24 protein-coding genes are annotated in these 24,382 nt (G+C 67.2%); 13 read left to right on the forward strand and 11 right to left on the reverse strand.

The window, feature by feature from the left end:
* Nucleotides 1-28 precede the first annotated feature (28 nt).
* The 9 genes from J8I82_RS04330 (at nucleotide 29) to J8I82_RS04370 (ending at nucleotide 7,624) form a co-directional block, all read left to right on the forward strand.
* A complete protein-coding gene (locus J8I82_RS04330; protein WP_029044914.1) occupies nucleotides 29-958 on the forward strand; it encodes a LysR family transcriptional regulator in 930 nt (309 codons plus the stop codon).
* A gap of 184 nt (nucleotides 959-1,142) precedes the next feature.
* Nucleotides 1,143-1,496 carry a Zn-ribbon domain-containing OB-fold protein gene (locus J8I82_RS04335; protein ID WP_116319551.1) on the forward strand — a complete coding sequence of 118 codons (354 nt, stop codon included), beginning with the start codon at nucleotides 1,143-1,145 and terminating at the stop codon, nucleotides 1,494-1,496.
* Between the two features lie 36 nt (nucleotides 1,497-1,532).
* Nucleotides 1,533-2,678, forward strand: a complete 1,146-nt coding sequence (locus J8I82_RS04340) for a thiolase family protein (protein ID WP_209754731.1) — start codon at nucleotides 1,533-1,535, stop codon at nucleotides 2,676-2,678.
* A gap of 1 nt (nucleotide 2,679) precedes the next feature.
* Entirely contained in the window at nucleotides 2,680-3,444 is a 765-nt protein-coding gene (locus J8I82_RS04345) for an SDR family oxidoreductase (protein ID WP_209754732.1), read from the forward strand.
* Nucleotides 3,445-3,453: 9 nt separating this feature from the next.
* Nucleotides 3,454-4,257 (forward strand): enoyl-CoA hydratase/isomerase family protein, encoded by an 804-nt coding sequence (locus tag J8I82_RS04350; RefSeq protein ID WP_209754733.1) that lies wholly within the window; start codon nucleotides 3,454-3,456, stop codon nucleotides 4,255-4,257.
* Nucleotides 4,258-4,289: 32 nt separating this feature from the next.
* On the forward strand, nucleotides 4,290-5,273 hold the full coding sequence (locus J8I82_RS04355; protein ID WP_245179388.1) for a tripartite tricarboxylate transporter substrate binding protein: 984 nt from the start codon (nucleotides 4,290-4,292) through the stop codon (nucleotides 5,271-5,273).
* A complete protein-coding gene (locus J8I82_RS04360; protein WP_284182869.1) occupies nucleotides 5,270-5,713 on the forward strand; it encodes a PaaI family thioesterase in 444 nt (147 codons plus the stop codon). The genes J8I82_RS04355 and J8I82_RS04360 overlap by 4 nt, the downstream gene beginning before the upstream one ends.
* 1 nt (nucleotide 5,714) lies before the next feature.
* On the forward strand, nucleotides 5,715-6,947 hold the full coding sequence (locus tag J8I82_RS04365) for a CaiB/BaiF CoA transferase family protein (protein ID WP_209754734.1): 1,233 nt from the start codon (nucleotides 5,715-5,717) through the stop codon (nucleotides 6,945-6,947).
* Nucleotides 6,944-7,624 (forward strand): nitroreductase, encoded by a 681-nt coding sequence (locus J8I82_RS04370; RefSeq protein ID WP_209754736.1) that lies wholly within the window; start codon nucleotides 6,944-6,946, stop codon nucleotides 7,622-7,624. The genes J8I82_RS04365 and J8I82_RS04370 overlap by 4 nt, the downstream gene beginning before the upstream one ends.
* A 30-nt stretch (nucleotides 7,625-7,654) precedes the next feature.
* On the opposite strand, the gene gcvA is transcribed toward J8I82_RS04370, so the two are convergent.
* On the reverse strand, nucleotides 7,655-8,551 hold the full coding sequence (gene gcvA / locus J8I82_RS04375) for a transcriptional regulator GcvA (protein WP_209754737.1): 897 nt from the start codon (nucleotides 8,549-8,551) through the stop codon (nucleotides 7,655-7,657).
* Between the two features lie 191 nt (nucleotides 8,552-8,742).
* On the opposite strand from gcvA, the gene J8I82_RS04380 reads away from it, so the two are divergent.
* The gene (locus J8I82_RS04380) at nucleotides 8,743-9,657 is read left to right on the forward strand and encodes an oxidoreductase (RefSeq protein WP_209754739.1); all 915 of its coding nucleotides are present in this window, start codon (nucleotides 8,743-8,745) and stop codon (nucleotides 9,655-9,657) included.
* Nucleotides 9,658-9,861: 204 nt separating this feature from the next.
* Nucleotides 9,862-11,925, forward strand: a complete 2,064-nt coding sequence (fusA, locus tag J8I82_RS04385) for an elongation factor G (protein WP_209754741.1) — start codon at nucleotides 9,862-9,864, stop codon at nucleotides 11,923-11,925.
* A 35-nt stretch (nucleotides 11,926-11,960) separates the two neighbouring features.
* On the opposite strand, the gene J8I82_RS04390 is transcribed toward fusA, so the two are convergent.
* The 9 genes from J8I82_RS04390 to paaA all read right to left on the reverse strand — a co-directional run bounded on the left by J8I82_RS04390 (nucleotide 11,961) and on the right by paaA (nucleotide 21,067).
* Nucleotides 11,961-13,625, reverse strand: coding sequence for a cation acetate symporter (locus J8I82_RS04390; protein ID WP_209754743.1), 1,665 nt, complete (start codon nucleotides 13,623-13,625; stop codon nucleotides 11,961-11,963).
* Nucleotides 13,622-13,930 carry a DUF485 domain-containing protein gene (locus J8I82_RS04395; protein ID WP_092310227.1) on the reverse strand — a complete coding sequence of 103 codons (309 nt, stop codon included), beginning with the start codon at nucleotides 13,928-13,930 and terminating at the stop codon, nucleotides 13,622-13,624. The genes J8I82_RS04390 and J8I82_RS04395 overlap by 4 nt, the downstream gene beginning before the upstream one ends.
* Before the next feature lie 251 nt (nucleotides 13,931-14,181).
* Nucleotides 14,182-15,531, reverse strand: coding sequence for a phenylacetate--CoA ligase PaaK (gene paaK, locus J8I82_RS04400; RefSeq protein WP_209754745.1), 1,350 nt, complete (start codon nucleotides 15,529-15,531; stop codon nucleotides 14,182-14,184).
* Between the two features lie 71 nt (nucleotides 15,532-15,602).
* Entirely contained in the window at nucleotides 15,603-17,267 is a 1,665-nt protein-coding gene (paaN, locus tag J8I82_RS04405) for a phenylacetic acid degradation protein PaaN (protein WP_209754747.1), read from the reverse strand.
* 55 nt (nucleotides 17,268-17,322) lie between these two features.
* The gene (gene paaE / locus J8I82_RS04410; protein ID WP_209754749.1) at nucleotides 17,323-18,399 is read right to left on the reverse strand and encodes a 1,2-phenylacetyl-CoA epoxidase subunit PaaE; all 1,077 of its coding nucleotides are present in this window, start codon (nucleotides 18,397-18,399) and stop codon (nucleotides 17,323-17,325) included.
* 17 nt (nucleotides 18,400-18,416) lie between these two features.
* Nucleotides 18,417-18,941, reverse strand: a complete 525-nt coding sequence (gene paaD, locus J8I82_RS04415) for a 1,2-phenylacetyl-CoA epoxidase subunit PaaD (protein WP_209755021.1) — start codon at nucleotides 18,939-18,941, stop codon at nucleotides 18,417-18,419.
* A gap of 23 nt (nucleotides 18,942-18,964) precedes the next feature.
* The gene (gene paaC / locus J8I82_RS04420; protein ID WP_209754751.1) at nucleotides 18,965-19,717 is read right to left on the reverse strand and encodes a 1,2-phenylacetyl-CoA epoxidase subunit PaaC; all 753 of its coding nucleotides are present in this window, start codon (nucleotides 19,715-19,717) and stop codon (nucleotides 18,965-18,967) included.
* 13 nt (nucleotides 19,718-19,730) lie between these two features.
* Entirely contained in the window at nucleotides 19,731-20,012 is a 282-nt protein-coding gene (gene paaB / locus J8I82_RS04425; protein ID WP_029044895.1) for a 1,2-phenylacetyl-CoA epoxidase subunit PaaB, read from the reverse strand.
* Between the two features lie 56 nt (nucleotides 20,013-20,068).
* Nucleotides 20,069-21,067 (reverse strand): 1,2-phenylacetyl-CoA epoxidase subunit PaaA, encoded by a 999-nt coding sequence (paaA, locus tag J8I82_RS04430; protein WP_209754753.1) that lies wholly within the window; start codon nucleotides 21,065-21,067, stop codon nucleotides 20,069-20,071.
* A 129-nt stretch (nucleotides 21,068-21,196) separates the two neighbouring features.
* On the opposite strand from paaA, the gene paaX reads away from it, so the two are divergent.
* On the forward strand, nucleotides 21,197-22,120 hold the full coding sequence (gene paaX / locus J8I82_RS04435; RefSeq protein ID WP_209754755.1) for a phenylacetic acid degradation operon negative regulatory protein PaaX: 924 nt from the start codon (nucleotides 21,197-21,199) through the stop codon (nucleotides 22,118-22,120).
* A gap of 409 nt (nucleotides 22,121-22,529) precedes the next feature.
* Nucleotides 22,530-22,928 (forward strand): hypothetical protein, encoded by a 399-nt coding sequence (locus J8I82_RS04440; RefSeq protein ID WP_209754757.1) that lies wholly within the window; start codon nucleotides 22,530-22,532, stop codon nucleotides 22,926-22,928.
* A 65-nt stretch (nucleotides 22,929-22,993) separates the two neighbouring features.
* Here J8I82_RS04440 and boxA read toward each other — a convergent pair whose 3' ends face one another.
* Nucleotides 22,994-24,274 (reverse strand): benzoyl-CoA 2,3-epoxidase subunit BoxA, encoded by a 1,281-nt coding sequence (boxA, locus tag J8I82_RS04445; RefSeq protein ID WP_209754758.1) that lies wholly within the window; start codon nucleotides 24,272-24,274, stop codon nucleotides 22,994-22,996.
* Nucleotides 24,275-24,382: the final 108 nt, after the last annotated feature.

A 24,382-nucleotide genomic window follows, 5' to 3' on the forward strand; every position in this document is an offset into this window, starting at 1 on the left:
GCACATTCCCAACCTCCAGTTGCCAGTCATGGACAAGGCCCGTGTGCTGACCCTCTTCATCGGCGTGGTGCGCGCCGGCAGTTTCCAGCGCGCCGCGGTGGAAGCCGGCGTGACGCCGCAAGCCGTCAGCAAGGCGGTGCGCACGCTGGAAGACGACCTCGGCGTGCGCCTGCTGCACCGGACCACGCGCAAGCTCAGCCTCACCACTGAAGGCGCCCGCCTGTTCGAGCTGGCCGCGCCGGGCATGCGCCAGCTCGATGAGGCGCTGGACCAGGTGCGCAGCAGCAAGAGCGATGACGACGGCCTGATCCGCCTGACCGCGCCGCCGTCGGTCGGCAGCCGGGTGCTGGTGCCGCTGGTGCGCGCCTTCCGCGAGCTGCATCCGGGCATCACCTTCGACGTGGTGCTGAGCGACCTCTTCACCGACCTGGTCGAGTCCCGGATCGATATCGGCTTCCGCGCCGGCACCAGCCCCGGCCAGAACCTCGTGGCGCGCCGGCTGTGCGACCTGCCGCTGGTCATCTGCGCCGCGCCCGATTACCTCGCGCGGCACGGCGAGCCCGCCACGCTGGACGAGTTGCTGCGGCACCAGTGCACCGGCTTCCGCCGCCCGGCGACCGGGCGCATGGTGCCTTGGGAGCTGCAGGTCGACGGCGCGCTGGTCTACCAGGAGGTGCCTGCCGTCGCCAGCTTCAACGACGTGGAGACCGAGGTCGAGGCGGTGCGCGCCGGCATGGGCATCGGCCAGCTTTCCGCGTACATGATCCACGCCGACCTCGTCAGCGGCCGGCTCAAGGCGATCCTGACGGAATTCAGCAGCAGCAATGTCGGCCTGTACATGTACTACCCGCATCGCAGCCAGATGCCGGTGCGGGTCCGCCGCTTCATCGACTTCGTGGTGGAAGCGGGCCGCGGCGCGGAGCAATCGCTGTCGCGGCTGGTAGGCCTGGTGGCCTGACCCTTCAGTACGCGGCCGGCCACCCAGAGCCACACGCCGGCTTCCCGCCAACACGCTTCTCATGATGCCCTGCTCCGGTCATTCATTTGATTTTTTCTCAAGCGAAGGCGCCGGAAATGTCGTTTGTCGTGCGCGCCGCCAGCGACAACCATTACGCCAAGGCCCACCAACACAGGAGACTGCCGTGTCAGACCAAGCCTATCCGCTCTGGAGTGCGGACCCCCTCCCCCACCTGATCGCCTCGCGCCACCGCGCCACCGGCGAATGGATCTTCCCGGCCGTGCCGGCCGGTTCGCCGCTCGCCGCCGAGCATGACCCCGTCGCCATCCGCGGCTCCGGCGTGGTCTACAGCTTCACCGTGATCCATCCCGCGCCCAAGACCGGCCAGCCGCCGTACGCGCTCGGCTATGTCGACTTCGTCGGCCCGGTGCGCATCTTCGGGCGCCTGCAGGGCAAGGCGCGCCCGGTGATTGGCGACCGCTATGAAGCCCGTCCGGACGCCGAGTTCGGCTATGTCTTCGAGGCCGTCACGGCCTGACCGATCGAAAGAACGCAGAAGGAAAGGGAAAGCAACATGCAAGACATCTACATCCATGGCGGCGCGATGACGCCGTTCGGCCGCCACCCCGGCGTGCTGGCACCGGAACTGGCGCAACAGGCCATTCTCAAGGCGCTGGCCGACGCCGACGTGCCGGCCAGCCGCATCCAGGCGGTGTATTGCGCCAATGTGCTGGGCGGCATGATCCTCGGCCAGCTGATCGTGCGCGACCTGGGGCTGAAGGGCATCCCGGTCTACAACATCGAAAACGCCTGCGCCAGCGGTGCCACCGGCGTGCACCTGGCGCGGCACGCGCTGCTCGCCGGGCAATATGACACCGTGCTGGTGTTCGGCATCGAGCAACTCACCGCGCTTGGCGGCGGCACCATCCCGCTGCAGCGCAACGACCACAAGACGGACCTCTATGCCAAGGCCGGCATGGTGCTGCCCGCGGTGTATGCGATGCGCGGCACGCGCTTCCTGCACGAGCGCGACGCGTCGCCCGCCGACCTGGCGGAAGTGGCGGTCAAGAACCGCTACAACGGCTCGCTCAACCCGTATGCGCAGCAGCGCAAGGCCACCACGGTGGAAGAAGTGCTGGGCTCGCGCATGATCGCCGACCCGCTGACGCTGCTGCAGTGCTGCCCGTCGCAGGTCGACGGCGCCGCCGCGGTGGTGCTGAGCACGCGCCGCCCGGTGCAGGCGCGCCCGGTCAAGGTGCTGTCGTCGGTGGTAGTGTCGGGCCTGCGCGAAGAGGCCGACGACGACATCCTTGACGCCGAAATCACCGCGCGCGCCGCGCGGCAGGCGTATGAACAGGCAGGGCTGGGGCCGCGCGATGTCGACGTGGTCGAGCTGCACGACGCCTTCACCATCGCCGAACTGCTTTACTACGAAGCGCTGGGGCTCGCCGAGTCCGGCGAAGCGGTATCGCTGCTGAAGTCCGGCGCGACCCGGCTGGGCGGCCGCGTGCCGGTCAACCCTAGCGGCGGCCTGCTGGCCAAGGGCCACCCGCTGGGCGCCACCGGCGTGGCGCAAATGGTCGAAATCCTGTGGCACCTGCAAGGGCGCGCCGGCGAGCGCCAGGTCGACAACGCCCGCGTCGGCCTGACGCAATGCACCGGCGGCGGCATCGCGGGGGTTGACCACGCCGCTTCGTCGGTCCACCTGCTGGGAGTCTGAGATGAGTACGCAACGATTCGATCCCACGCACGTGGCCGTGGTCACGGGCGCCGCGCGCGGCATCGGCCTGGGCATCGCCACGCAACTGGCGCGGCAAGGACTGACCGTGGCACTGCTGGACCGCGATGGCGGTGCGCTGGACGAGGCCGTCGGCACGCTCGCCGCCGCAGGGCTGCATGCCTTCGGCGCCACCGCCGACCTGACCGATTCCGCCGCGGTCAACGACGCCTTTGCGCAAGTCGCGGCACGCGCCGGCCGTGTCGACTATCTGGTCAACAACGCGGGAGCCGTGCGCGACATGCGCTTCCTGAAGATGACCGACGACGACTGGGACCTGGTCATCGATACCAACCTGCGCTCGCAGTTCCTGTGCTGCCGCGCGGCGCTGCCCGGCATGGTCGAGCGTGGCTACGGGCGCGTGGTCAATATCTCGTCGCGGGCCTGGCTGGGGGGCTTCGGGCAGGCCAACTACTCCGCGGCCAAGGGTGGCGTGGTCAGCCTGACGCGCTCGCTGGCGATCGAGTTCGCCGGCAAGGGCATCACCGTCAACGCGGTCGCGCCCGGCATCGTCGATACCCCGCTGTTCCGCGGCTTTGCGCCGGAGGTGCAGGCGCGGCTGCAGAAGTCGGTGCCGGTGCAGCGTATCGGCACCGCCGACGATATCGCCAATGCGGTCAGCTTCTTCCTCGATCCGCAGTCGTCATACGTAACGGGCCAGACGCTCTACGTCTGCGGCGGGCGCAGCCTGTCGTCGCCCAGCGTGTAAGGAGTCGCCATGACCATCCAACGCCACATCGAAGGCGCGGTCGCGGTGCTGACCATCGACCGGCCCGACGCGCTCAATGCGCTCGACGTGACCACGCTGCGCGAACTGCGCGCGCACCTGGCCGAGGTGCGCGACCGCGACGACCTGCGCGTCGCGGTGCTGACCGGCGCCGGCACTCGCGCCTTCTGCGCCGGCGCGGACCTGAAAGGCACGCGCACTTCGACCGCCACCTACCCCGAGGCGCTGTTCCGCGCGCCGGAGCAGGCGGCGGACCTGGGGCTCTATATCCGGCTGATGGACCTGAGCGACCTCGGCCTCGGCAAGCCGCTGGTCGCGGCGGTCAACGGACACTGCCTCGGCGCGGGGCTGGAGATCGCGCTGCAGTGCGACTTGCGGATTGCGTCGACGCAGGCCACCTTCGGCCTGCCCGAAGTCGCGGTCGGCTCGATTCCCGCGGTATCCGGCCTGCACCGGCTGCTCAAGGCCGTGCCCGCGGCGCATGCGATGCAGATGGTGCTCACCGGCGAACGGATCGATGCCGCGCACGCCGCGCGCATCGGCCTGGTCACCGAGACGATGGCGCCCGATGCCTTGCTCGACCGCGCGCTGGCGCTGGCCGCACGCATCGCCGCCAACGCGCCGCTGGCGGTACAGGCGGTCAAGAAGCTGTCGCGGCAAACCAGCCACCTCAGCGAAGCCGACGCGCAGCAGCTCACCGAACTCTACTGGGGCGTGCTGCGCGACACCGCCGACCGCGTTGAAGGCCGCCAGGCCTTCGCCGAAAAGCGGCAGCCCCACTACACGGGCCGCTGAGCGGCCCGACCAGAACCACGCAGGAGACAACCATGGCAGGAATCCTTCGAATCATGCGCGCCGCAATGGCCGGCGTGCTGTCGGTCACGGCGCTGAGTGCGGCGGCACAGGCGCCCTACCCCACGCAGAAGCCGATCACGCTGGTCGTGCCGTTCGCCCCGGGCGGCGGCAACGACATCCTGGCACGCGCCATCGCGCCCAAGATGGGCCAGCTGCTGGGCCAGACCATCGTGATCGAGAACAAGCCCGGCGCCGGCGGCAACCTGGGCGCCGACTACGTCGCGCATGCCGCGCCGGACGGCTACACGCTGGTGATCGCGTCGAGCCAGATCACGATGAACCCCTTCCTCGGCATGAAGGTCCCGTTCCAGGTCGAGCGCGACTTCGAGCCGGTCGGGCGCATCGCGTCGGTACCGATCATGCTGGTTGCCAATCCCGACCAGCCCTTCCGCACGCTGCAGGAATTCATCCAGTACACCCGCGCCAACCCGGGCAAGCTCAGCTACAGCAGCCCGGGGCCCGGCACGCCGCAGCACCTGGCGGGAGAAGTCTTCGCCAGGCTGAACAAGACCGAGCTGCTGCACGTGCCCTACCGCGGCACCGGCCCGTCGATCGCCGACCTGATGGGCGGCCAGGTGCAGATCTCGTTCGCCACCTTTGCTTCGTCGATCCAGTTCGTGCGCGCCGGCAAGCTGCGCGCGCTCGGCATCGCCGGCAAGAAGCGCAGCGCGCTGATGCCCGACCTGCCGACCTTTGCCGAAGCCGGCATCGTCGGCTACGACGCGGAACTCTGGTACAGCCTGCTGGCGCCGGCGCGCACGCCCAAGGCCGTGGTCGACAAGGTCAACGCCGCGCTGGTGGCGGCGCTGAAGTCGCCCGACGTTGCCGGGCAGCTGGCAAAGCAGGGCTTCGAGCCGCAAGCCTCCACGCCGGACGAACTGAAGGCGTATATCGGCAAGGAAATGTCGCGCTGGCAGCGTGTGATCCAGGACAACAACATCAAGGTGGCGCTGTGAACGCGCCCGCCGCTCTCGTCGATCTCATCGATCGCGCCATGCCGCCGCCCGCCGACAACCCGCTGCTGGACTACCTTGGCATCCGCCTGGCCAGCGTTGGCGACGGCCGCTGCGCCTTCGAGCTCGACATCGAGCCGCGCCACCTGAACCGGCAGGGCAGCGTGCAGGGCGGCGTGATCGCCACGCTGCTCGACGCCGCGTGCGGCTACGCCGGCCTGCCGACCGGTCCCGACGGCGCCCTCGGCCACGCCGTGACGGTGATGCTGGCCATCAGCTACCTCAGCAAGGCGAGCGCGGGCCGGCTGCGCGCCACCGCCACGGTGAGCCGCGCCGGCAAGAGCCTGTACTTTGCCTCGGCCGAACTGGCCACCGATGCCGGCGTGCTGGTCGCCACCGCGCAGGGCACCTTCAAACGATCCCGCATTCTTCCGGAGAGCTGACATGCTGCGCGACGCACTGGACGGCCTGACCGTCATCGACTTCACCCAGATCGGCGCCGGTCCGACCTGTACCATGCTGCTGGCCGACATGGGCGCCAGGGTCATCAAGGTAGAGCCGCCCGGCGGCGAACTGGGCCGCGGGCTCGGCCCCGGCTGGCTGGGCGACGACAGCGCGCTGTTCCACGGCTTCAACCGCAACAAGCTGGGCGTGGCGCTGGATCTGAAATCCCCCGAGGGACTCGCGGTGGCGCGCCGGATGGCGACGGAAGCCGACATCGTGGTGGAAAGCATGCGTCCCGGCGTGATGGAGCGCCTCGGGCTGGGCCATGCCGAGCTGTCGGCGCTGAACCCGTCGCTGGTCTACTGTTCGATCTCGGCTTATGGCCAGGATGGCCCATATGCCGCCCGCGCCGGCGTCGACGGCATCATCCAGGCCGATTCCGGGCTGATGAGCCTGATCGGCCTGCCCGACGGCGAGCCGTGCAAGGTGCAGGCGCCGGTGGTCGACGTGATGACCGGCTATGTCGCCTGCGTGGGCATCCTGGGCAAGCTGGCGCAACGGGCGCGCGACGGCCAGGGCGGGCACCTCGACGTGAGCCTGCTCAACGCCGCGCTGGCGCTGCAGCAATCGTCGCTCACCAGCTATTGCGCCGACGGGCAGCTGCCGGAACGCGCCGGCAGCGCCGCCCCCTACTCGGCGCCCAACCAGGCCTTCCGCACCGCGGACGGATGGATCATGGTCGCCGCCTACATGCCCGAGCGCTGGCGCCGGCTGTGCGATGTGCTGGGCCTGCCGGCGCTCGCCGACGATCCGCGCTTCGCCACTTCGCCGCTGCGCGTGGCCAACCGCGGCGCAATGGTCGAGGCACTGACCAGCGTGTTCGTGACCCGCTCCACCGACGCGTGGCTGGCGGTGCTGCAGGACGCCGACATCCTGTGCGCACGCGTGGCCACCTATGAAGACCTGATGGCGCACCCGCAGGTGGCGGCCAACCGCATGGTACAGCGCATCCAACACGAAACGCTGGGGGAGGTCCGCATGCCAGGCTTCCCGATCAACAGCGCGCAGGAAAACGCGCTGCCGGCGCGGCCGGCGCCGGCATGCGGGCAGCACACGCAGGCGGTGCTCGCGGAACTTGGCTTCAGCGCGGCACAGATCGCTGCCTTGCAGGCGCGCGGCGCGGTCCATTGTGCCGACGCGGTCGAGGCACCGCTCACGGCAACGGCATCATGAACCGCGCCGACATCATCGCCGCGCTCCACGCCCGCCGCAGCGTGCGCGGCTTTCTCGATACGCCGGTGCCGCGCGAGACGGTGGCGGCGATCCTGGCCGACGCGGCGCGCAGCCCGAGCGCGTCGAACACGCAGCCATGGCGTGTCCATGCCTGCGCCGGCGCCGTGCGCGACCGGCTCAGCGATGCCCTGCTGGCGCTGCACGACAGCGGCGGCGACGGCCATTGCGAGGAATACGTCTACTACCCGCCCGCGTGGCGCGAGCCCTACCTGGCGCGCCGCCGCACGCTGGGCAAGGCGCTGTACGGCCTGCTCGGCATCCCGCGCGGCGACGCCGCCGGCATGGCGCGGCAGTATGCGCGCAACTACGCCTTCTTCGGCGCGCCGGTAGGGCTGTTCTTCACCATCGAACGCCGGCACGGACAGGCAGCGTGGCTGGATCTCGGCATGTTCCTGCATGCGGTGATGATGGCGGCGCTGGGGCACGGCGTGGAGACCTGCGCGCAGCAAGCGTTCGCGCGCTACCACCGGGTCATCCGCGCGCAGCTTGCCATTCCCGACAGCGAAATCGTGGTGTGCGGCATGTCGCTCGGCTATGCCGATCCCGCCGAGCCGGCCAACGGGCTGCGCACCACGCGCGAGCCGGTGGAGGCATTTGCCCGCTTCGCCGGATGGTAAGCGGCGCGCGCCGCGCTGGTGTTCAGGAAACTAACCCTGCGTCTCGCACTGCGCCAGCAGCCATTCGCGGAACACCGCCATGCTGGCACTTTCCTTGCGGTCCGCCGGCGTCAGCAGGTAGTAGGTGAAATCGCCCATGTCGACGGCCTGGCGGAATGGCGCGACCAGCCGCCCGGCTTCCAGGTCGGCCGCGACCAGGAAGCGCTGGGCGATGGCGAAGCCCTGCCCTTCCATTGCCGCCGCGTATGCCATGGCGGAGCTCTGGAAGGTCATGCCGCTGCGCGCATCGACCTGCGCGTCGGCGCGCGCCGCCTTCAGCCAGTGCGCCCAGTCGTCCGGACGCGCGATCGAATGCAGCAGCGTCTGGTGCTGCAGGTCGGCAGGCTTCTTCACCTTCGGGCTGCCGGCGGCAACACCGGGGCTGCAGACCGGCACCAGGATGTTGGACACCAGCCGGTAGGTATTCACGCCGCTCCACTTGCCGTCGCCAAGGCGGATCGCGCCGTCGATGTCTTCCTTGCGGAAATCGACCGGATCCAGCGACGCGGTCAACAGCACCTCGATGCCGGGATTTGCCGCATGGAAGCTGGACAGCCGCGGGATCAGCCAGCGCATGGCGAAGGTGGTATAGGCGCGCACCTTGAGCTGCTTGCGCCGGGCCCGCTTGCTGAGCCGCCGCGTCGCCTCCCGCAGGTCGTCCATGGCCCGGGTCACCGCGCGGTAGTAATCCTCGCCGGTACGGGTCAGGGAGATCTGCCGGTGGCCGCGATGCAGCAGCTGCACGCCCAGTCCTTCTTCCAGCGCGCGGATCTGGCGGCTGACGGCGCCCGGCGTCACGTGCAGCTCTTCCGCGGCGGTGGTGATGCTCAGGTGCCGGGCCGCCGCTTCAAAGGCGCGCAGGGCGTTCAGGGGAGGCAGTTTGTCCATGCCGGCGAGTCTGCCACACGCTTGAGAAATGCTCAATCGATAGCACGCGCGTCTATTGACAACTTTTGGTTGTCTTTATATCGCAATTGCGCGGCCTAGTGTTGCGGAGCTTGCGCGCCTAAATTTGTCTCCGTGGCCCCCGCCATCAGACATCGCAGTCAAACCGAGCACTACGCCAAAGGAGATTCACCATGTCCGCCAACACCACCATCGCTGCCAACACCGCCGCCAACGCCGCCACTGCCGCCACTGCCGCCACTGCCGCCGGCAAGGTCTGGTTCATCACCGGCGCCTCGCGCGGCTTCGGTATGGAACTGACCCGTGCCGCGCTGGCCCGCGGCGACCGTGTCGTCGCCACCGCGCGCCGCCCCGAAACGATCACCGACGCCGTGGGCGCGCACGACAACCTGCTCGCCGTAGCGCTCGACGTTACCAGCGAGGCGCAGGCGATCGCCGCCGCCGAGGCCGCCGTGGCCCGCTTCGGCCGCATCGACGTGCTGGTCAACAACGCCGGCTACGGCCTGCTGGGCGCGGTGGAGGAAGCGTCGGCGCGCGAAGTCGAGCAGCAGTTCGCCACCAACGTCTTCGGCGTGCTGAACGTGACGCGCGCGGTGCTGCCGCAGATGCGCCGCCAGCGCAGCGGCCACGTCGTCAATATCTCTTCGATCGGCGGCTATGCGGCCTATCCTGGCTGGGGTGTCTACGGCGCCACCAAGTTCGCGGTGGAAGGACTGACCGAAGCGCTCGACGCCGAGCTGGCGCCGCTGGGCGTGCGCGCCACCGTGGTCGAGCCGGGCTTCTTCCGCACCGACTTCCTCGATGCCAGCTCGCTGGTCCGCGTCGGCACCGAAATCGCCGAATACGCCGAAACCGTCGGCGCGATGCGCGGCCACATGGCATCCGCCAACCACCAGCAGCCCGGCGATCCGGCCAGGCTCGCCGTGGCGCTGCTCGCCCTTGCCGACAGCGACAACCCGCCGGTGCGCCTGCCGCTGGGCTCCGATACGGTGGCCCGCATCGCCGAGAAGAACCGCAAGGTGGAAAGCGAGCTGGCCGCATGGCATGCATTGGCGGTCTCGACCGATCAAGCCGACGGGCGCGCGTGATCCTGTTGCAGCGCAGCAGTCCGCGTATTGCTGCGCTGCAGCCAGGCGGTGAAGCGAGTGCGGTCGGCCGGCCAAGCGCCGGCCGCACCACTTCACACCCTTGCCCGTATCAGGCTTTGTCACGATGCCGACACTGGCATATGTCGTTTCCGGCAAATTTAGCCAATAATGCCCTGACAGCCATTGCCGGACGAGAGAGCCACCATGCACGACAGTCCCGATGCCATCCGAACCGTTGCCCTGCTCGGGCATGCGGGATGCGGCAAGACCTCGCTGGTCGAAGCGCTGCTGCACAAGGGGGGTGCGCTGCACACCCCGGGCAGCGTCGAGCGCGGCTCGACGGTCAGCGACAGCGATCCGCTGGAGCGCAAGTACAAGCGCTCGCTCAGTTCCGCCATCACCCACGTCGACTTCCGCGACACCCGCATCTACCTGCTCGATACACCGGGGTACCCCGATTTTTCCGGCCTTGCGATCAGTGCGCTGGCGGCGGTCGAGACCGCCGCCATCGTCATCAATGCGCAGACCGGGATCGAGATGACCACGCGCCGCGCCATGGCCTGGGCGCAGTCGCGGCAACTGTGCCGGATGATCGTCATCAACGGCATCGACGGCGAGAAGGTCGACCTGCCGGGGCTGCTCACCGAGATCCAGGAGGCGTTCGGCAAGGAATGCCTGCCTATCAACCTGCCGGCGGGCAACGGCGGCAAGGTGGTGGACTGCTTCTTCAATCCGGCCGGCGAGTCGGATTTTTTATCGGTGGCGTCGGCGCATGAAGCGCTGATCGACCAGGTGATCGAGATCGATCCCGAACTGATGGAGCTGTACCTGGAACAGGGCGAGGCCATCACGCCCGAGCAGCTGCACGCCCCGTTCGAGCGCGCGCTGCGCGAGGGCCACCTGGTGCCGATCTGCTTTACCTCTGCCGCCACCGGGGCGGGCGTCGAGGAACTGCTCGATGTCTTTGTGCGGCTGCTGCCCAATCCCACTGAAGGCAACCCGCCGCTGTTCTACCGCGCCACCGGCCAGGACGCCGAAGGCACTGAAAAGCGCAAGGCGGTGCGCGCCGAGCCGGTGCCCGACAAGCACGTGCTGGCACACGTGTTCAAGGTGGTGATCGATCCCTATGTCGGCAAGCTGGCGGTGTTCCGCATCCACCAGGGCACGGTCACGCGCGACAGCCAGCTCTATATCGGCGAGGGCCGCCAGCCGTTCAAGGTGGCGCACCTGCTGTTGCTGCAGGGCAAGGAGACGCAGGAAGTGCAGCGCGCCGGCCCGGGCAATATCTGCGCGGTGGCCAAGGTCGATGAACTCGGCTTCGACGCCGTGCTGCATGACGCCACTGAAGATGGCGACATCCACCTGACGCCGCTGGAGTTTCCCACGCCGATCTACGGGCTGGCGATCGAGCCGGCGCGGCGCGGCAACGAGCAGCGGCTGGCCGAGGTGCTGCACAAGCTCAGCGCCGAAGACCCCTGCCTGCGCGTCGAGCATCCCGCCGGCACCAACGAGACCGTGGTGTTCGGGCTGGGCGAGTTCCACCTGCGCTGCGCGCTGGAGCGGCTGACCGAGCAGTACAAGCTGGAAGTCGCCACGCGGCCGCCGAAGATCGCGTATCGCGAAACCATTGCCGGCAAGGCCGAGGGCCACCACCGCCACAAGAAGCAGACCGGCGGCGCCGGACAGTTCGGCGAAGTGATGCTGCGCGTGGAGCCGCTGCCACGCGGCGATGGCTTCGAGTTCATCGATGCGGTCAAGGGCGGCGCGATTCCCGGTCAGTTCATCCCGGCGGTGGAAAAAGGCATTCGCCAGGTGCTGGAAAGCGGACCGCTGGCCGGCTTTGCGATGCAGGACGTGCGCGTGACCGTATACGACGGCAAGAGCCATCCCGTCGATTCCAAGGAAGTGGCGTTCGCCACCGCCGGGCGCAAGGCGTTTATCGACGCGGTGATGAAGGCACGCCCCAGCGTGCTGGAGCCGATCGTCGAGATCGAGGTCACGGTGCCTGGCACCGCGATGGGCGACGTCATCGGCGACCTGTCCGCCAAGCGCGGCCAGGTGCATGGCACCCGCACCGGTGCCGGCAACAGCGTGGTCGTTGCCGGGCAGGTGCCGCTGTCGGAACTGAACGACTACCAGTCACGGCTGAACAGCATGACCGGCGGCCATGGCAGCTACACCATCCAGTTCAGCCATTACGACAACGTGCCGCCGGGCCAGCAGGAGAAGATGGCGTCCCGCCACAAGGCGCAGCAGGACACCGACTGAGCGCGCGGCTGGCGCCGTGCTGGCTCAATGCTGGCTCAATGCTGGCTGGCGCCGGCCGCGCCGATGCCGGTCATGGCGCGCACGAACTGCGCGCCGTAGCGCTGGCGTTCGCCGCTCGCCTGTGCCGAGCGGTCCAGCACCGAGACCAGCCACGCGGCGGCAAAAGCCAGCGTCATCGAGAACAGCGCCGGGTTGGCATACGGGAAGATCGCCCGCTGGTGCTTGAGGATTCCCACCCACACGGTCGGGCCCAGCACCAGCAGCACCACCGCCGACACCAGCCCCGCCAGGCTGCCGGCCACCGCGCCGCGCGTGGTCAGCCCCTTCCAGAACATCGACAGGAACAGCACCGGGAAGTTGACAGACGCGGCGATCGCCAGCACCAGCCCGGACAGGAAGGCGATGTTCTGCTTCTCGAACATCACGCCCAGCACCATCGCCAGCAGGCCGATCACCAGCGTGGCGATCTTCGACACGCGGATCTCGTCCTTCTCATTGGCCTGCCCGCGGCGGAACACGTTGGCGTACAGGTCATGCGACACCGCCGAAGCGCCCGACAGCGCCAGCCCCGCCACCACCGCCAGGATGGTCGCGAACGCCACTGCCGAGATGAAGCCGAGGAACAGGTCGCCGCCGATCACATGGGACAGGTGCACGGCCACCATGTTGCTGCCGCCGATCAGCTTGCCCGCCGCGTCGCGGTAGGCCGGGTCAGCGCCCACCATCACGATCGCGCCGAAGCCCACCACCAGGATCAGCACGTAGAAGTAGCCGATGAAACCGGTAGCGTAGAGCACGGATTTGCGCGCCTCTTTGGCATCCGCCACGGTGAAGAAGCGCATCAGGATGTGCGGCAGGCCGGCGGTGCCGAACATCATGCCGACGCCCAGCGAAATCGCATCGATCGGATTGGACACCAGCCCGCCCGGCGACAGGATCGCGGTACCCTTGTCATGCACCCTGGCGGCGCTGGCGAACATGGCTTCCGGGCTGAAGCCGAAATGGGCCAGCACCATCACCGCCATGAAGGTCACGCCGCCGAGCAGCAGCAACGCCTTGATGATCTGCACCCAGGTGGTGGCGAGCATGCCGCCGAACATCACGTACAGCACCATCAGCGCGCCGACGATGACCACGGCCGATTCATAACTGGTGCCGAACAGCAACTCGATCAGCTTGCCCGCGCCGACCATCTGCGCGACCAGGTACATGATGACCACGGTCAGCGTGCCACAGGCGGCGGTGATGCGCACCGGCTTCTGCGCCAGCCGGTACGAGACCACGTCGGCAAAGGTATAGCGGCCCAGGTTGCGCAGGCGTTCGGCCACGATGAACAGGATGATCGGCCATCCGGCCACCACCCCTAGCGCGTAGATCAGGCCGTCGTAGCCCTTGTCGAACATCATGGCCGAGATGCCGAGGAAGGACGCGGCCGACACCATGTCGCCGGCGATCGCCAGGCCGTTCTGGAAACCGGTGAGACCGCCACCGGCTGCGTAGAAGTCCGACGCGGAGCGGGTGCGGCGCGCGGCCCAGCGGGTGATCCCGAGCGTGAACAGCACAAACAGCAGGAACATCACGATGGCGCTCCAGTTCAGCGGCCGCTGCGAGGCTTCACCCTGGATCGCGGGGGCCGCCGTGGCGGCGCTGGCTGCCAGCCCGCACAGGGCGGCGCCGAGGAAACGATGTACCGGCTTCATGCTTCGCACTCCTTGCGCACGCGTTCGTTGAGCGGGTCCAGGTCGCGGTTGGCGCGGTGGACGTAGATCGCGGTCAGCAGCACGGCGGCGACGATCACCGCCACGCCGACGGGGATGCCAACCGTCATGACGCCTCCGGCGACCGGCGTGCCGAGCGTGGCGGGCGAGAAAGCCAGCAGCAGGATGAAGCCGAAGTAGACCGCCAGCATGATCAGCGTCAGCGACCAGCCCAGGCGCGTGCGGCCGTGGGTCAGGCGGATAAAGTCGGGGTGGTTCTGGATGGCTTCCAGTTGTTGTGCGTCCATGGTTGTCTCCTTTGGCGCAGGGGGGTGTGGCGGCTCTGGGTGGCGCCTTTTTTTGGTAAATCGGTTGAAGTCAATCTGCCGGCGGTTTGCTCCCCTCTCCCGCGCGCGGGAGAGGGGCCGGGGGTGAGGGCCGGCGTGTGGCAAGCACGATGCGCTGCCACTTCGTGGAGGCTCCCGCCCTCACCCCCACCCCTCTCCCGCAAGCGGGAGAGGGGAGCCTTTGCCAGGGGTGTGGGTGAAAAGCAGCGCTGTCAGATCGCGCCGACCGGCTGCTCGTGCGTAACCTTCGGCCGCATGTCCAGCACGCGCCGTGCCTTGCCAACCGTGGTGCGCTCGATCCCCTCGGCCGCCACCACCTGCACCCGCGTGGTCACGCCGACATAGGTCTTGATCTGGTCCTTCAGGTCACGCTCCAGCGCCGCCCGGTCATCCGCCGTCAGCGACGCGGAACGCTCCGGCCGCGCCTCGACCCGCACCTCCAGCTTGTCGAGGTGCCCGTCGCGCGTCACCACCAGCTGGTACTGCGGCGCCAGCGCCGGCGCCCTCAGGATCAGCTCCTCGATCTGCGACGGGAACACGTTGACGCCACGGATGATCAGCATGTCGTCCGAGCGTCCGGTGATCTTGCCGATGCGCCGCATCGAACGCGAAGTCGGCGGCAGCAGACGCGTCAGGTCACGCGTGCGATAGCGGATCACCGGCAGCGCTTCCTTGGTCAGCGAGGTGAACACCAGCTCGCCCTCCGCGCCATCGGGCAACACCTCGCCGGTCACCGGGTCGATGATCTCGGCATAGAAGTGGTCTTCCCAGATCACCGGGCCGTCCTTGCTCTCGATGCATTCGCAAGCCACGCCCGGCCCCATCACCTCGGACAGGCCATAGATGTCTACCGCGTCGATGCCCGCGCGCGCCTCGATCTCCGCGCGCATCGCGTCGGTCCAGGGCTCGGCGCCGAAGATGCCGACCTTCAGCGAGCTTTCCGACGGGTCCATGCCCTGCCGCTCCATCTCTTCGATCAGGTTCAGCATGTACGACGGCGTCACCATGATGATATTGGGCTGGAACTCGCGGATCAGCTGTACCTGTTTCTCGGTCTGTCCGCCCGACATCGGGATCACCGTGCAGCCCGCCTTCTCGGCGCCGTAGTGCGCGCCCAGCCCCCCGGTGAACAGCCCGTAGCCATAGCTGACATGGACCAGGTCGCCGGCACGTCCCCCCGCGGCGCGGATCGAGCGCGCCACCACGCTTGCCCAGGTATCGATATCCTTCGCGGTATAGCCGACCACGGTCGGCTTGCCCGTGGTGCCGCTCGACGCATGCACGCGCGCCACCTGCTCGCGCGGCACCGCGAACATGCCGAACGGATAGTTGTCGCGCAGGTCCTGCTTGGTCAGGAACGGGAATTTCGACAGGTCGGACAGCGACCGCAGATCGTCCGGATGCACCCCGGCCGCGGCAAACGCCTTGCGGTAATGCGGCACGTTGTCATAGGCATGGCGCACGCTCCATTTGAGCCGTTGCAGCTGCAGCGCCTGCAGTTCGTCGCGGCTGGCGCGCTCGATCGGCTCCAGCTCGTTGGGGTTGGGGTTGCGTTGCACCATTGTCTACTCCATCTCGTTATGATGGCGCCGCGTGCGGGGGGGCCGGCGCCGGGGTACTGCAGGTATTGCGATCAGATATGCGAGCGGCTCTGGACCACGCGGAAGCGGTTGGCGACGAAGGCTGCATCCGACAGCGATGCATTGGCCGCGGGGTTGGCACCCGTGGCGTGGAAATCGCTGAACGCGGCGGACTGGTTGACGAACACGCCGCCGGTCAGGTTGAGCGACAGCGCCACGCCCGCGTCTTCCGCGGCGTCGCGGATGCTTTCAGTCACGCCGGCATCGGTGGTGTAGGCCGACAGCGTCAGCGCGCCGTGCGTCTTCGCGCCGCGGTGCGCCAGTTCGATGCTGTGCGCGGTGCTGTCGGTCGCCACGACGAAGGAGATCGGGCCAAACAGTTCCTGCATGATCTTCGCCTCGTCGCTGGCATCGACCTTCAGCACCAGCGGCGTGCGGATGCGCGCGCCCGGAAACTCCGGATGCTCCAGCACGCGGCTGTCGGCAACGACCTCGCCCAGCGCGCGCGACGCTTCGATCCGTTCCACCACGCCGTCGTTCTGGATCGCACCGATCAGTTCCACCGCTTTTGCCGGATCGCCGGTCAGCTTGCCGACCGCCTCGCCGATCGCCGCGGCGACCTGGTCGAAGCCGATGCGTCCTTCCGGCGTATCGATGCCGTCCTTCGGCACGTAGATGTTCTGCGGCGCCGTGCACATCTGGCCCGAGTACAGCGACAGCGAGAAGGCGATATTGCGCACCATGCCCTTGAAGTCGGCGGTGGAGTCAATGACGATCTGGTTGACGCCGGCCTTCTCCGTGTACACCTGCGCCTGGTGCGCGTTGCGCTCCAGCCAGTCGCCGTTGGCGCTGCTGCCGGTGAAGTCGATCAGGCGCACTTCGGGGCGCAGCGCCAGCTTCGAAGCCATGCGCTCGCTCGGGTCGTTGGCCACCAGCGTGACAAGGTTGGGATCGAAGCCGGCTTCCTGCAGCACTTCGCGCGCCACCTCGACGGTGATCGCGAGCGGCAGGATCGCGCCCGGGTGCGGCTTGACCACCACCGCATTGCCGGTCGCCAGGCTGGCGAACAGGCCGGGATAGCCGTTCCAGGTCGGGAACGTGCAGCAGCCGATCACCAGGCCCACGCCGCGCGGCACCACGGTGTAGCGCTTTTCCATGCGCAGCGGCTCGTTCTTGCCTTGCGGCTTTTCCCACGTCGCCTGCTTCGGGATGCGGCGCAGTTCATCCCAGGCGTAGGCCACGGCTTCCAGGCCGCGGTCCTGCGCGTGCGGGCCGCCGGCCTGGAAGGCCATCATGAAGGCCTGGCCGGTGGTGTGCATGACCGCGTAGGCGATCTCGAAGCTGCGGCGGTTCAGGCGCTGCAGGATTTCCAGCGACACGCCGACCCATGCTTCCGGGCCTGCCTTGCGCCAGGCAGGCATGCCCCTGGCAACGCCGGCAAAGAGCTGGTCGAGGTCGGGCTTGGGATAGGTGACGCCCAGTTCCGGGCCGTATGGCGAGACTTCCTTGCCGGCCTGGCCGACAGTGCCCGGCTGCGACAGTGCGAACGGCTGGTTCAGGCGCGCCTCGAAGGCAGCCTTGCCGTCGGCGTTGGCGGTTTCGCCATAGGCCTTGGGGCTCGGCATTTCGGCGAACGGGCTCCAGTAGCCGCGCGTGGCGATGGCTTGGGTGGCTTGTTCCAGCAGCGCCTGGTGGCGTTCGAAAAACGGATGGGACACGGCTTGCTCCGGGGGCGAAATTGAATCTGGGTATTTGGGATGGCAGGAGAACGCTTCAGGTTTCCTGGTCGAAATCGATCACCAGCTTGTCGCTGACGGCGTAGCTCTGGCAGCTCAGGATGAAGCCGCGCGCGACTTCGTAGTCTTCCAGTGCGAAGTTGACGTCCATGTCGACCTCGCCTTCGATGCGCTTGCAGCGGCAGGTCGAGCAGACCCCGCCCTTGCATGAGTACGGCAGCTCGATGCCCTGCGCCAGCGCGGCGTCGAGCACCGTATCCTTGTTCTTCTCCAGCGTGAAGGAACGGGTACGGCCGTCCTGGATCACGGTCACTTCGCATTGCTGCTGGCCGACCTGCTTGTGTGCATGCGCGGCGGGCCGCGCCGACGGGATGCTGGTGGCAAACAGTTCGCGCTTGATGCGGGTCTTGTCGACGCCGTTATCGAGCAGCGCCTGCGAGACCTCTTCCATCATCGAGTGCGGGCCGCAGATGAAGGCGACGTCGATGTCCCGCGGACTGACCCAGTGCTCCAGCAGCGCGTTGACCTTGTCGCCGTCGATGCGGCCGTTGAACAGGTCGATGTCGAGCTGCTCGCGGCTGAGCACGAACACCAGGTTGAAGCGCTGCAGGTAGGTATCCTTCAGGTCTTCCAGCTCTTCCTTGAACAGCACCGACGACGACGCGCGGTTGCCGTAGAACAGCGTGAAGCGGCTGTCGGGCTCCGCCCGCAAGGTGGTCTTGATGATCGACAGCATCGGCGTGATGCCGCTGCCGGCGGCGAAGGCGACGTAGTGCTTGGCGTGCGTGGCGGACAGCGGCACATGGAAATGGCCGGATGGCGGCATCACTTCCAGCTTCATGCCCGGCTGCAGCTGCTCGTTGGCCCAGTTGGAGAACAGCCCGCCGTCGACGCGCTTGATTGCCACGCGCAGCTGTGCATCCTGCACCGCCGAGCAGATCGAGTACGAGCGGCGCACATCCTCGCCATCGATGCCGGTGCGCAACGTCAGGTGCTGGCCCTGGACGTAGCGGTAGGTGTCGGCCAGTTCGTCCGGCACGGCGAAGGTCACGGCCACCGCGTCGCGGGTTTCGCGCGTGACCGAGGCCACCGTCAGTTCATGGAATTTGCTCATCTCCCCACCTTTCCTTCTCAGTGAGCCTTGAAGTAGTCGAACGGCTCTTTGCAGTCGCCGCAGCGGTACAGCGCCTTGCACGCGGTCGAGCCGAACTGGCTGACCAGCCGCGTATGGCGCGAGCCGCAGTGCGGGCAGGCCACCACCAGCGCCGCCGGTCCCCTGCCTGCCTTGCGGCTGATGCCGCTGATATCGATCACCTGCTGCGCCGGCGGCGCGATGCCGTAGCCGGTCAGGCTGGCCTTGCCGCGCGCGGTCATCCAGTCGGTGGTCCATGCCGGCGCCAGCCGGGTCTGGACCAGCACGTTGTGCACGCCCCGTGCGCCCAGCGCGGTTTCGATGCCGGCGCGGATCATCGTCATCGCCGGGCAGCCCGAGTAGGTCGGCGTGATGGTGACGACGCAGGCGTCGTCCACCCAGGCCACGTCGCGGACGATGCCGAGGTCGACCACCGAAATCACCGGGATCTCGGGATCCGGCACCGTGTCGAGCCAGGACCAGACCTGTTCGACGGCCGGGCGTGCCTGTGCGGCGGCAGTCATGGCGCTCACGGTGTTCACGATGCTCACCACTGCGCGCCGGGATAGGCGCGCTGCAGGAACTGCATCTCGGCCAGCAGGTAGCCGAGGTGTTCGGTATGACGGCCGTGGCGGCCGCCGCTCTGCGCCCACTGGCCGGCGGGCACGCGCAGCGTGGCTTCTTCCAGCACCTCGCCGACGTGGCGCTGCCAGGGCCCGGCCAGGGTGGCGGGATCGGGGATCACGCCCTCGTTCACCAGCGCGGCCTCGGCCGCATCGGCTTCGAACAGTTCGCCGGTGAACATCCACAGGTCGTCGAACGCATCCTGCATGCGGCGGTGGCTTTCCTCGGTGCCATCGCCCAGCCGCACCACGAGGTCGGCGCTACGGCGCACGTGGTAGGTCACTTCCTTGAGCGACTTGGCGGCGATTTCAGCAATGCGCGCATCGGTGGAGCGCTGCAGCGCTTCGAGCTGGAAGTAGTGCCACGTATCGAACAGGAACTGGCGCGCCAGCGTATCGGCATAGCTGCCGTTGGGCTGTTCCACCAGCAGCAGGTTGCGGAACTGGTGCGCATCGCGCAGGTAGGCCAGCTGGTCGGTGTCGCGGCCGGCGCCTTCCACCTCGGCGGCGTAGCCCAGCCACAGGCGGGTCTGGCCGACCAGGTCGAGCGCGACGTTGGTCAGCGCGATGTCCTCTTCCAGCGCAGGGCCGCGGCCGCACCATTCCGACAGGCGCTGGCCGAGCACCAGCGCGGAATCGCCAAGGCGCAGCAAAAATTCGAGCTTGTGGTTCGTCATGATGCGGGCCGTCTCAGATGTGCTTGACCGCTTCCGGCATCGGGAAGAACGTCGGGTGGCGGTAGACCTTGCTGTTGGCCGGCTCGAACAGCGGGCCCTTGTCGCCGGGGCTGCTGGCCATCACGTCGCTGGCCTTCACCACCCAGACGCTGACGCCTTCATTGCGGCGCGTGTAGACGTCGCGGGCGTTGTTGATCGCCATTTCGCCGTCCGGCGCGTGCAGGCTGCCCACGTGCTTGTGGGCCAGGCCGTGCTGGCTGCGGATAAAGATCTCCCAAAGCGGCCACTCTTTCATGGCAACCTCCTGTGTAAAACGATTCGATGTGGGAGCGGCGCGCTGCGCCGCATGGGTCAGGCGGCGGCTTGCTGTGCCTGCTTGTCGGCCTGCTTTTCCGCATGGGCCACCAGCGCGTCGCGGAACCATGCACCGTCGTCCCAGGCCTTGACGCGGGTGCGCAGCCGGTCGCGGTTGCACGGGCCGTTGCCCTGGATCACGTTGTAGAACTCTGACCAGTCGATCTCGCCGAAGTCATGGTGGCCGCGTTCCTCGTTCCACTTCAGCTTCGGGTCGGGAATGGTCAGGCCCAGGTACTCGGCCTGCGGCACGGTCTGGTCGACCATCTTCTGGCGCAGCTCGTCGTTGGAAAACAGCTTGATGCGCCATTGCATCGACTGCGCGCTGTTGGGCGAATCGCCGTCGGACGGGCCGAACATCATCAGCGCGGGCCACCACCAGCGGTTGAGCGCGTCCTGCGCCATCTGCTTCTGCTCGGGCGTGCCGTTGCACAGCTTCAGCAGGATGTCGTAGCCCTGGCGCTGGTGGAACGACTCTTCCTTGCACACGCGCACCATGGCGCGCGCATACGGGCCGTACGAGCAGCGGCACAGCGGCACCTGGTTGATGATGGCCGAGCCGTCGACCAGCCAGCCGATCATGCCGATATCGGCCCAGGACAGCGTGGGGTAGTTGAAGATGCTGGAATACTTGGCCTTGCCCGAATGCAGGTCGCCCAGCATCTGGTCGCGCGACACGCCCAGCGTTTCGGCGGCGCTGTACAGGTACAGGCCGTGGCCGGCTTCATCCTGGATCTTGGCCAGCAACACCGCCTTGCGCTCCAGCGTAGGGGCACGGGTCACCCAGTTGCCTTCCGGCAGCTGGCCGACGATCTCCGAATGCGCGTGCTGCGAGATCTGGCGGACGAGGGTCTTGCGATAGGCCTCGGGCATCCAGTCCTTGGCCTCGATCTTGATGCCGTCATCCACACGGGACTGGAACGCGCGCTCCTGCGGGTCCATCTCTTCCATCGCGCGGAGCCTTGTTGCTCCTGTCTCCACCAGCTGTGCGTACATGCCTGCTCCGCTTTTGTTGGGTCCCGCTTGGGGGTCTTGATTTACGTCAATTGCGTCAGTTGCAATGCATGGTAGTGATACAATTTGATTCAAGCAATCGACGAATGTGTATCACTTCAAGGGCCTGCGATGGCGACTTCACCTGACCCGGAACAACCCTCTCCACGCGTTGCCCGGCTGGCGCGCGGGCTCAAGCTGGGGGCCAATTCCCTGCTGGTGACGCTGTTCGGCGACGTGGTGGCGCCACGGCCGCAGGCGGTGTGGCTGGGGAGCCTGATCCGCCTCGCGGCACCGTTCGGCATCAACGACCGGCTGGTGCGCACCGCCACGTTCCGTCTGACCGCGGACGATTGGCTGAGCGCCACCAGGATCGGACGGCGCAGCTACTACGGACTGTCGGAAGCCGGGCTGCAACGCGTGCTGCACGCCGGCAAGCGCATCTATGCGGGCGAAGCGCAGGAATGGGATGGCCGCTGGACGATGGTGATGGTGCGCAGTGACGTACGCGCCACCGTGCGGCAGAAGCTGAAGCGGGAATTGCTGTGGGAGGGCTTTGGCGCGATCGCGCCAGGGGTGATGGCGCATCCCAATGCAGACCTTGGGTCGCTACGCGAGATCATCGGCGCGGCGCGCGCGCAGGAGTACGTCGCGGTGATGCAGGCAAGCAGCCTGGAAGCGTTCCCGATCCAGCCGCTGCAGGCGCTGATGCACCAGACCTTCAAGCTGGGCGACGTGGCGGACGCGTGGCAGGCGCTGCTGCGGCGCTTTTCACCGCTGGCGGACGTAGCGGCGCAACTATCGCCGGCTGACGCCTATTTCGTGCGGACGCTGCTGGTGCATGAATACCGGCGCGTGCTGCTGCGCGATCCCAATTTGCCCGAGGCGCTGCTGCCGCAGGACTGGCCGGGTCGGACGGCGCGGGAGATGTGCAGCGCGATGTATGGTGCGCTGCTGGCGGCGAGCGAGGATTACCTGCAGCGCACGGTGGAGGTGGCGGAGGGGAAATTGGTGGATGCGGGGAAGGTGTTGCGCAGGCGGTTTGCGTATGGCTGAGGGCCTCGCCTTTCGCGTGTGTTCTCCCCTCTCAAATGAGTCCCTTGTCTAGCGCGGCTTTCAGAAAACAGGCCGCACGTGTCAACAAGGTTGCTCACAAAACGGGGCGACTTTGGCATTATATGGCTGACAACCATCCGCGATTTTACGCGAATATTCACTGCGACCGCGCAGGCATTGGACGGGCTTTCACAGCAATACCAGTGCTGCGTCAGTCGTTAATCCCCGACGCCGCCAGCAGAAGAACGGGTGGACAGAACTGGTTAAGGCACTAAAGGAAAAATCGTGACAGAAAGGAAAGTTCTTGGCACGGTTGGCTATCAATACGAGTCAACGGCGGCGCAAGGTGGAACGATATTCTGGAAATTCTCCGAAGGCTATCTAAAAATAAAGGCGGAAAGGAATATATATGAGGAAAATTGGAGCCGGATTCTTGCTCACCTCGGCGTGCCAGTTGGCATATGCACAGCCTCCGCGCGCCGTCATTGAAAGCTGCTTACTCGGATATCCATCAACCAAAGGGGTTACGGTCAATTTTGGCGACATTCATCACATCGTCATGCAGGATAATTCTGGCTATCGGCGCACATGGCCGGAAAAAATGAAAGAGCATGTTGGCTACGCAACCAGCAAAAAGGATGAAAACGATTATGTGTTCGCCGGACAATATCGAGGATACATAAAAAGGGCGTTTTCATTGTCAGAGCTGGAGCATACGGTGTCGCGCTCGGCCAGCAGGATCCCCGCCTGCGCGGGGACGACAACCAACGGTTACTGGAAGGCAAGCCGGCGTGCAAGCGTGCATTGATCTCTCCCGCTAGCGGTCGAGGGGATCCTGTGCCAGCGACGACGGCACTTGTTGCAGCATAGCGTTTAATACGTCTCCAGATGCAGCCGCCCGTCCCGCTTCAGCCCCTCCGCCAGCGTCTCCCAATGCAGCCCAGCCTGCTGCGCCACCTCGCGCAGCGCCAGCACCACGCCCTCTTCCATGCTCTTGAGCCCGCAGACATAGAAGTACGTATCCGGTGAAGCCAGCAGCGCCGCCAGGTCCGCCGCGCGTTCGCGCATCAGGTCCTGCACATAGCGCTTGGGCTGGCCGGGCGTGCGCGAGAACGCCAGGTTGATGTCGATGAAGTCCTTGGGCAGCTTTTGCAGCGGGCCGAAGTATGGCAGCTCCTCCTGCGTGCGCGCGCCGAAGAACAGCATCAGCTTGCCGCCATCGAACTTCCCGGCCTTGCGCAGCCGCCGGCGCCATTCGGTCATCGCCCGCATCGGCGCGCTGCCCGTGCCCGTGCAGATCATCACGATGTTCGAGCGCGGGTGATTCGGCATCAGGAAGCTGGCGCCGAACGGGCCGATCACTTCCACCTTGTCGCCCACCTTCAGGTCGCACATGTAGTTCGAGCCGACACCGCGCACGGGGTTGCCGTCGTGATCCTGCAGCACGCGCTTGATGGTCAGCGACAGGTTGTTGTAGCCCGGCCGCTCGCCGTTGCGCGCGCTGGCGATGGAGTACTGGCGCGCGTGGTGCGGGCGGCCGCTGGCGTCGGTGCCAGGTGGCACGATGCCGATGGACTGGCCTTCGAGCACCGGGAACGGCGTCGCGCCGAAGTCCAGCACGATGTGGTGCGTGTCGTATTCGCGGCCGACTTCGGTCACGCGCACGTTACCGGTCACCGTGGCAGTGATGGTCTTGTGCGCGGACTTGGCGCCATAGAGGTTGGTGTAGGCATGCGCGGCGGACCACGGCGGCACGGTGGCGCCATAGCGGGCGCTGTTGAAGGTCTCCTCGGCGGTGCCGGACAGCGGCGACGCCGCTGGAGGTTCCGGCGCGGCGGTCTGCAGGTCGGCGCCTGGCGCCAAGTCGGCCAGTTGCTCGGGCGACAGCTCTTCGGGCAGCGCGTCCCAAGTGAGCTGTTCTTCGACGCTGTAGGCGCGCAGTCTGGGCATGGTGCGCCAGTTGTCGATCGATCCCGTCGGACACGGGGAAATGCAGGCCATGCACAGGTTGCACTTGTCGGCATCGACCACGTAGTTGCGCGAGTCATGGGTGATCGCGCCCACCGGGCAGGTGGCTTCGCAGGTGTTGCAGCGGATGCAGATCTCGGGATCGATCAGGTGCTGCTTGATGACTTGAATTTCGGCCATGTCCATGGCGGTCTCCACAATTCAGAGGACTTCCGGGCATGCATCCCGTGCCACCGGTGTTCCCCTCTCCCCTCAGGGGAGAGGGCAGGGTGAGGGGTGGTTTAAGCACCGGCG

Source organism: Cupriavidus consociatus (genome assembly GCF_017814975.1).
Classification (GTDB): Bacteria; Pseudomonadota; Gammaproteobacteria; order Burkholderiales; family Burkholderiaceae; genus Cupriavidus; species Cupriavidus consociatus.

Bases quoted from the DNA above. Each gene is read 5' to 3' on its own strand.
- J8I82_RS04330 (WP_029044914.1), top strand. From the start codon at position 29: ATGGACAAGGCCCGTGTGCTGACCCTCTTCATCGGCGTGGTGCGCGCC.
- J8I82_RS04340 (WP_209754731.1), top strand. From the start codon at position 1,533: ATGCAAGACATCTACATCCATGGCGGCGCGATGACGCCGTTCGGCCGC.
- J8I82_RS04345 (WP_209754732.1), top strand. From the start codon at position 2,680: ATGAGTACGCAACGATTCGATCCCACGCACGTGGCCGTGGTCACGGGC.
- J8I82_RS04350 (WP_209754733.1), top strand. From the start codon at position 3,454: ATGACCATCCAACGCCACATCGAAGGCGCGGTCGCGGTGCTGACCATC.
- J8I82_RS04355 (WP_245179388.1), top strand. From the start codon at position 4,290: ATGGCAGGAATCCTTCGAATCATGCGCGCCGCAATGGCCGGCGTGCTG.
- J8I82_RS04365 (WP_209754734.1), top strand. From the start codon at position 5,715: ATGCTGCGCGACGCACTGGACGGCCTGACCGTCATCGACTTCACCCAG.
- J8I82_RS04370 (WP_209754736.1), top strand. From the start codon at position 6,944: ATGAACCGCGCCGACATCATCGCCGCGCTCCACGCCCGCCGCAGCGTG.
- gcvA (WP_209754737.1), bottom strand. From the start codon at position 8,551: ATGGACAAACTGCCTCCCCTGAACGCCCTGCGCGCCTTTGAAGCGGCG.
- J8I82_RS04380 (WP_209754739.1), top strand. From the start codon at position 8,743: ATGTCCGCCAACACCACCATCGCTGCCAACACCGCCGCCAACGCCGCC.
- fusA (WP_209754741.1), top strand. From the start codon at position 9,862: ATGCACGACAGTCCCGATGCCATCCGAACCGTTGCCCTGCTCGGGCAT.
- J8I82_RS04390 (WP_209754743.1), bottom strand. From the start codon at position 13,625: ATGAAGCCGGTACATCGTTTCCTCGGCGCCGCCCTGTGCGGGCTGGCA.
- J8I82_RS04395 (WP_092310227.1), bottom strand. From the start codon at position 13,930: ATGGACGCACAACAACTGGAAGCCATCCAGAACCACCCCGACTTTATC.
- paaK (WP_209754745.1), bottom strand. From the start codon at position 15,531: ATGGTGCAACGCAACCCCAACCCCAACGAGCTGGAGCCGATCGAGCGC.
- paaE (WP_209754749.1), bottom strand. From the start codon at position 18,399: ATGAGCAAATTCCATGAACTGACGGTGGCCTCGGTCACGCGCGAAACC.
- paaD (WP_209755021.1), bottom strand. From the start codon at position 18,941: ATGACTGCCGCCGCACAGGCACGCCCGGCCGTCGAACAGGTCTGGTCC.
- paaC (WP_209754751.1), bottom strand. From the start codon at position 19,717: ATGACGAACCACAAGCTCGAATTTTTGCTGCGCCTTGGCGATTCCGCG.
- paaB (WP_029044895.1), bottom strand. From the start codon at position 20,012: ATGAAAGAGTGGCCGCTTTGGGAGATCTTTATCCGCAGCCAGCACGGC.
- paaA (WP_209754753.1), bottom strand. From the start codon at position 21,067: ATGTACGCACAGCTGGTGGAGACAGGAGCAACAAGGCTCCGCGCGATG.
- paaX (WP_209754755.1), top strand. From the start codon at position 21,197: ATGGCGACTTCACCTGACCCGGAACAACCCTCTCCACGCGTTGCCCGG.
- J8I82_RS04440 (WP_209754757.1), top strand. From the start codon at position 22,530: ATGAGGAAAATTGGAGCCGGATTCTTGCTCACCTCGGCGTGCCAGTTG.
- boxA (WP_209754758.1), bottom strand. From the start codon at position 24,274: ATGGACATGGCCGAAATTCAAGTCATCAAGCAGCACCTGATCGATCCC.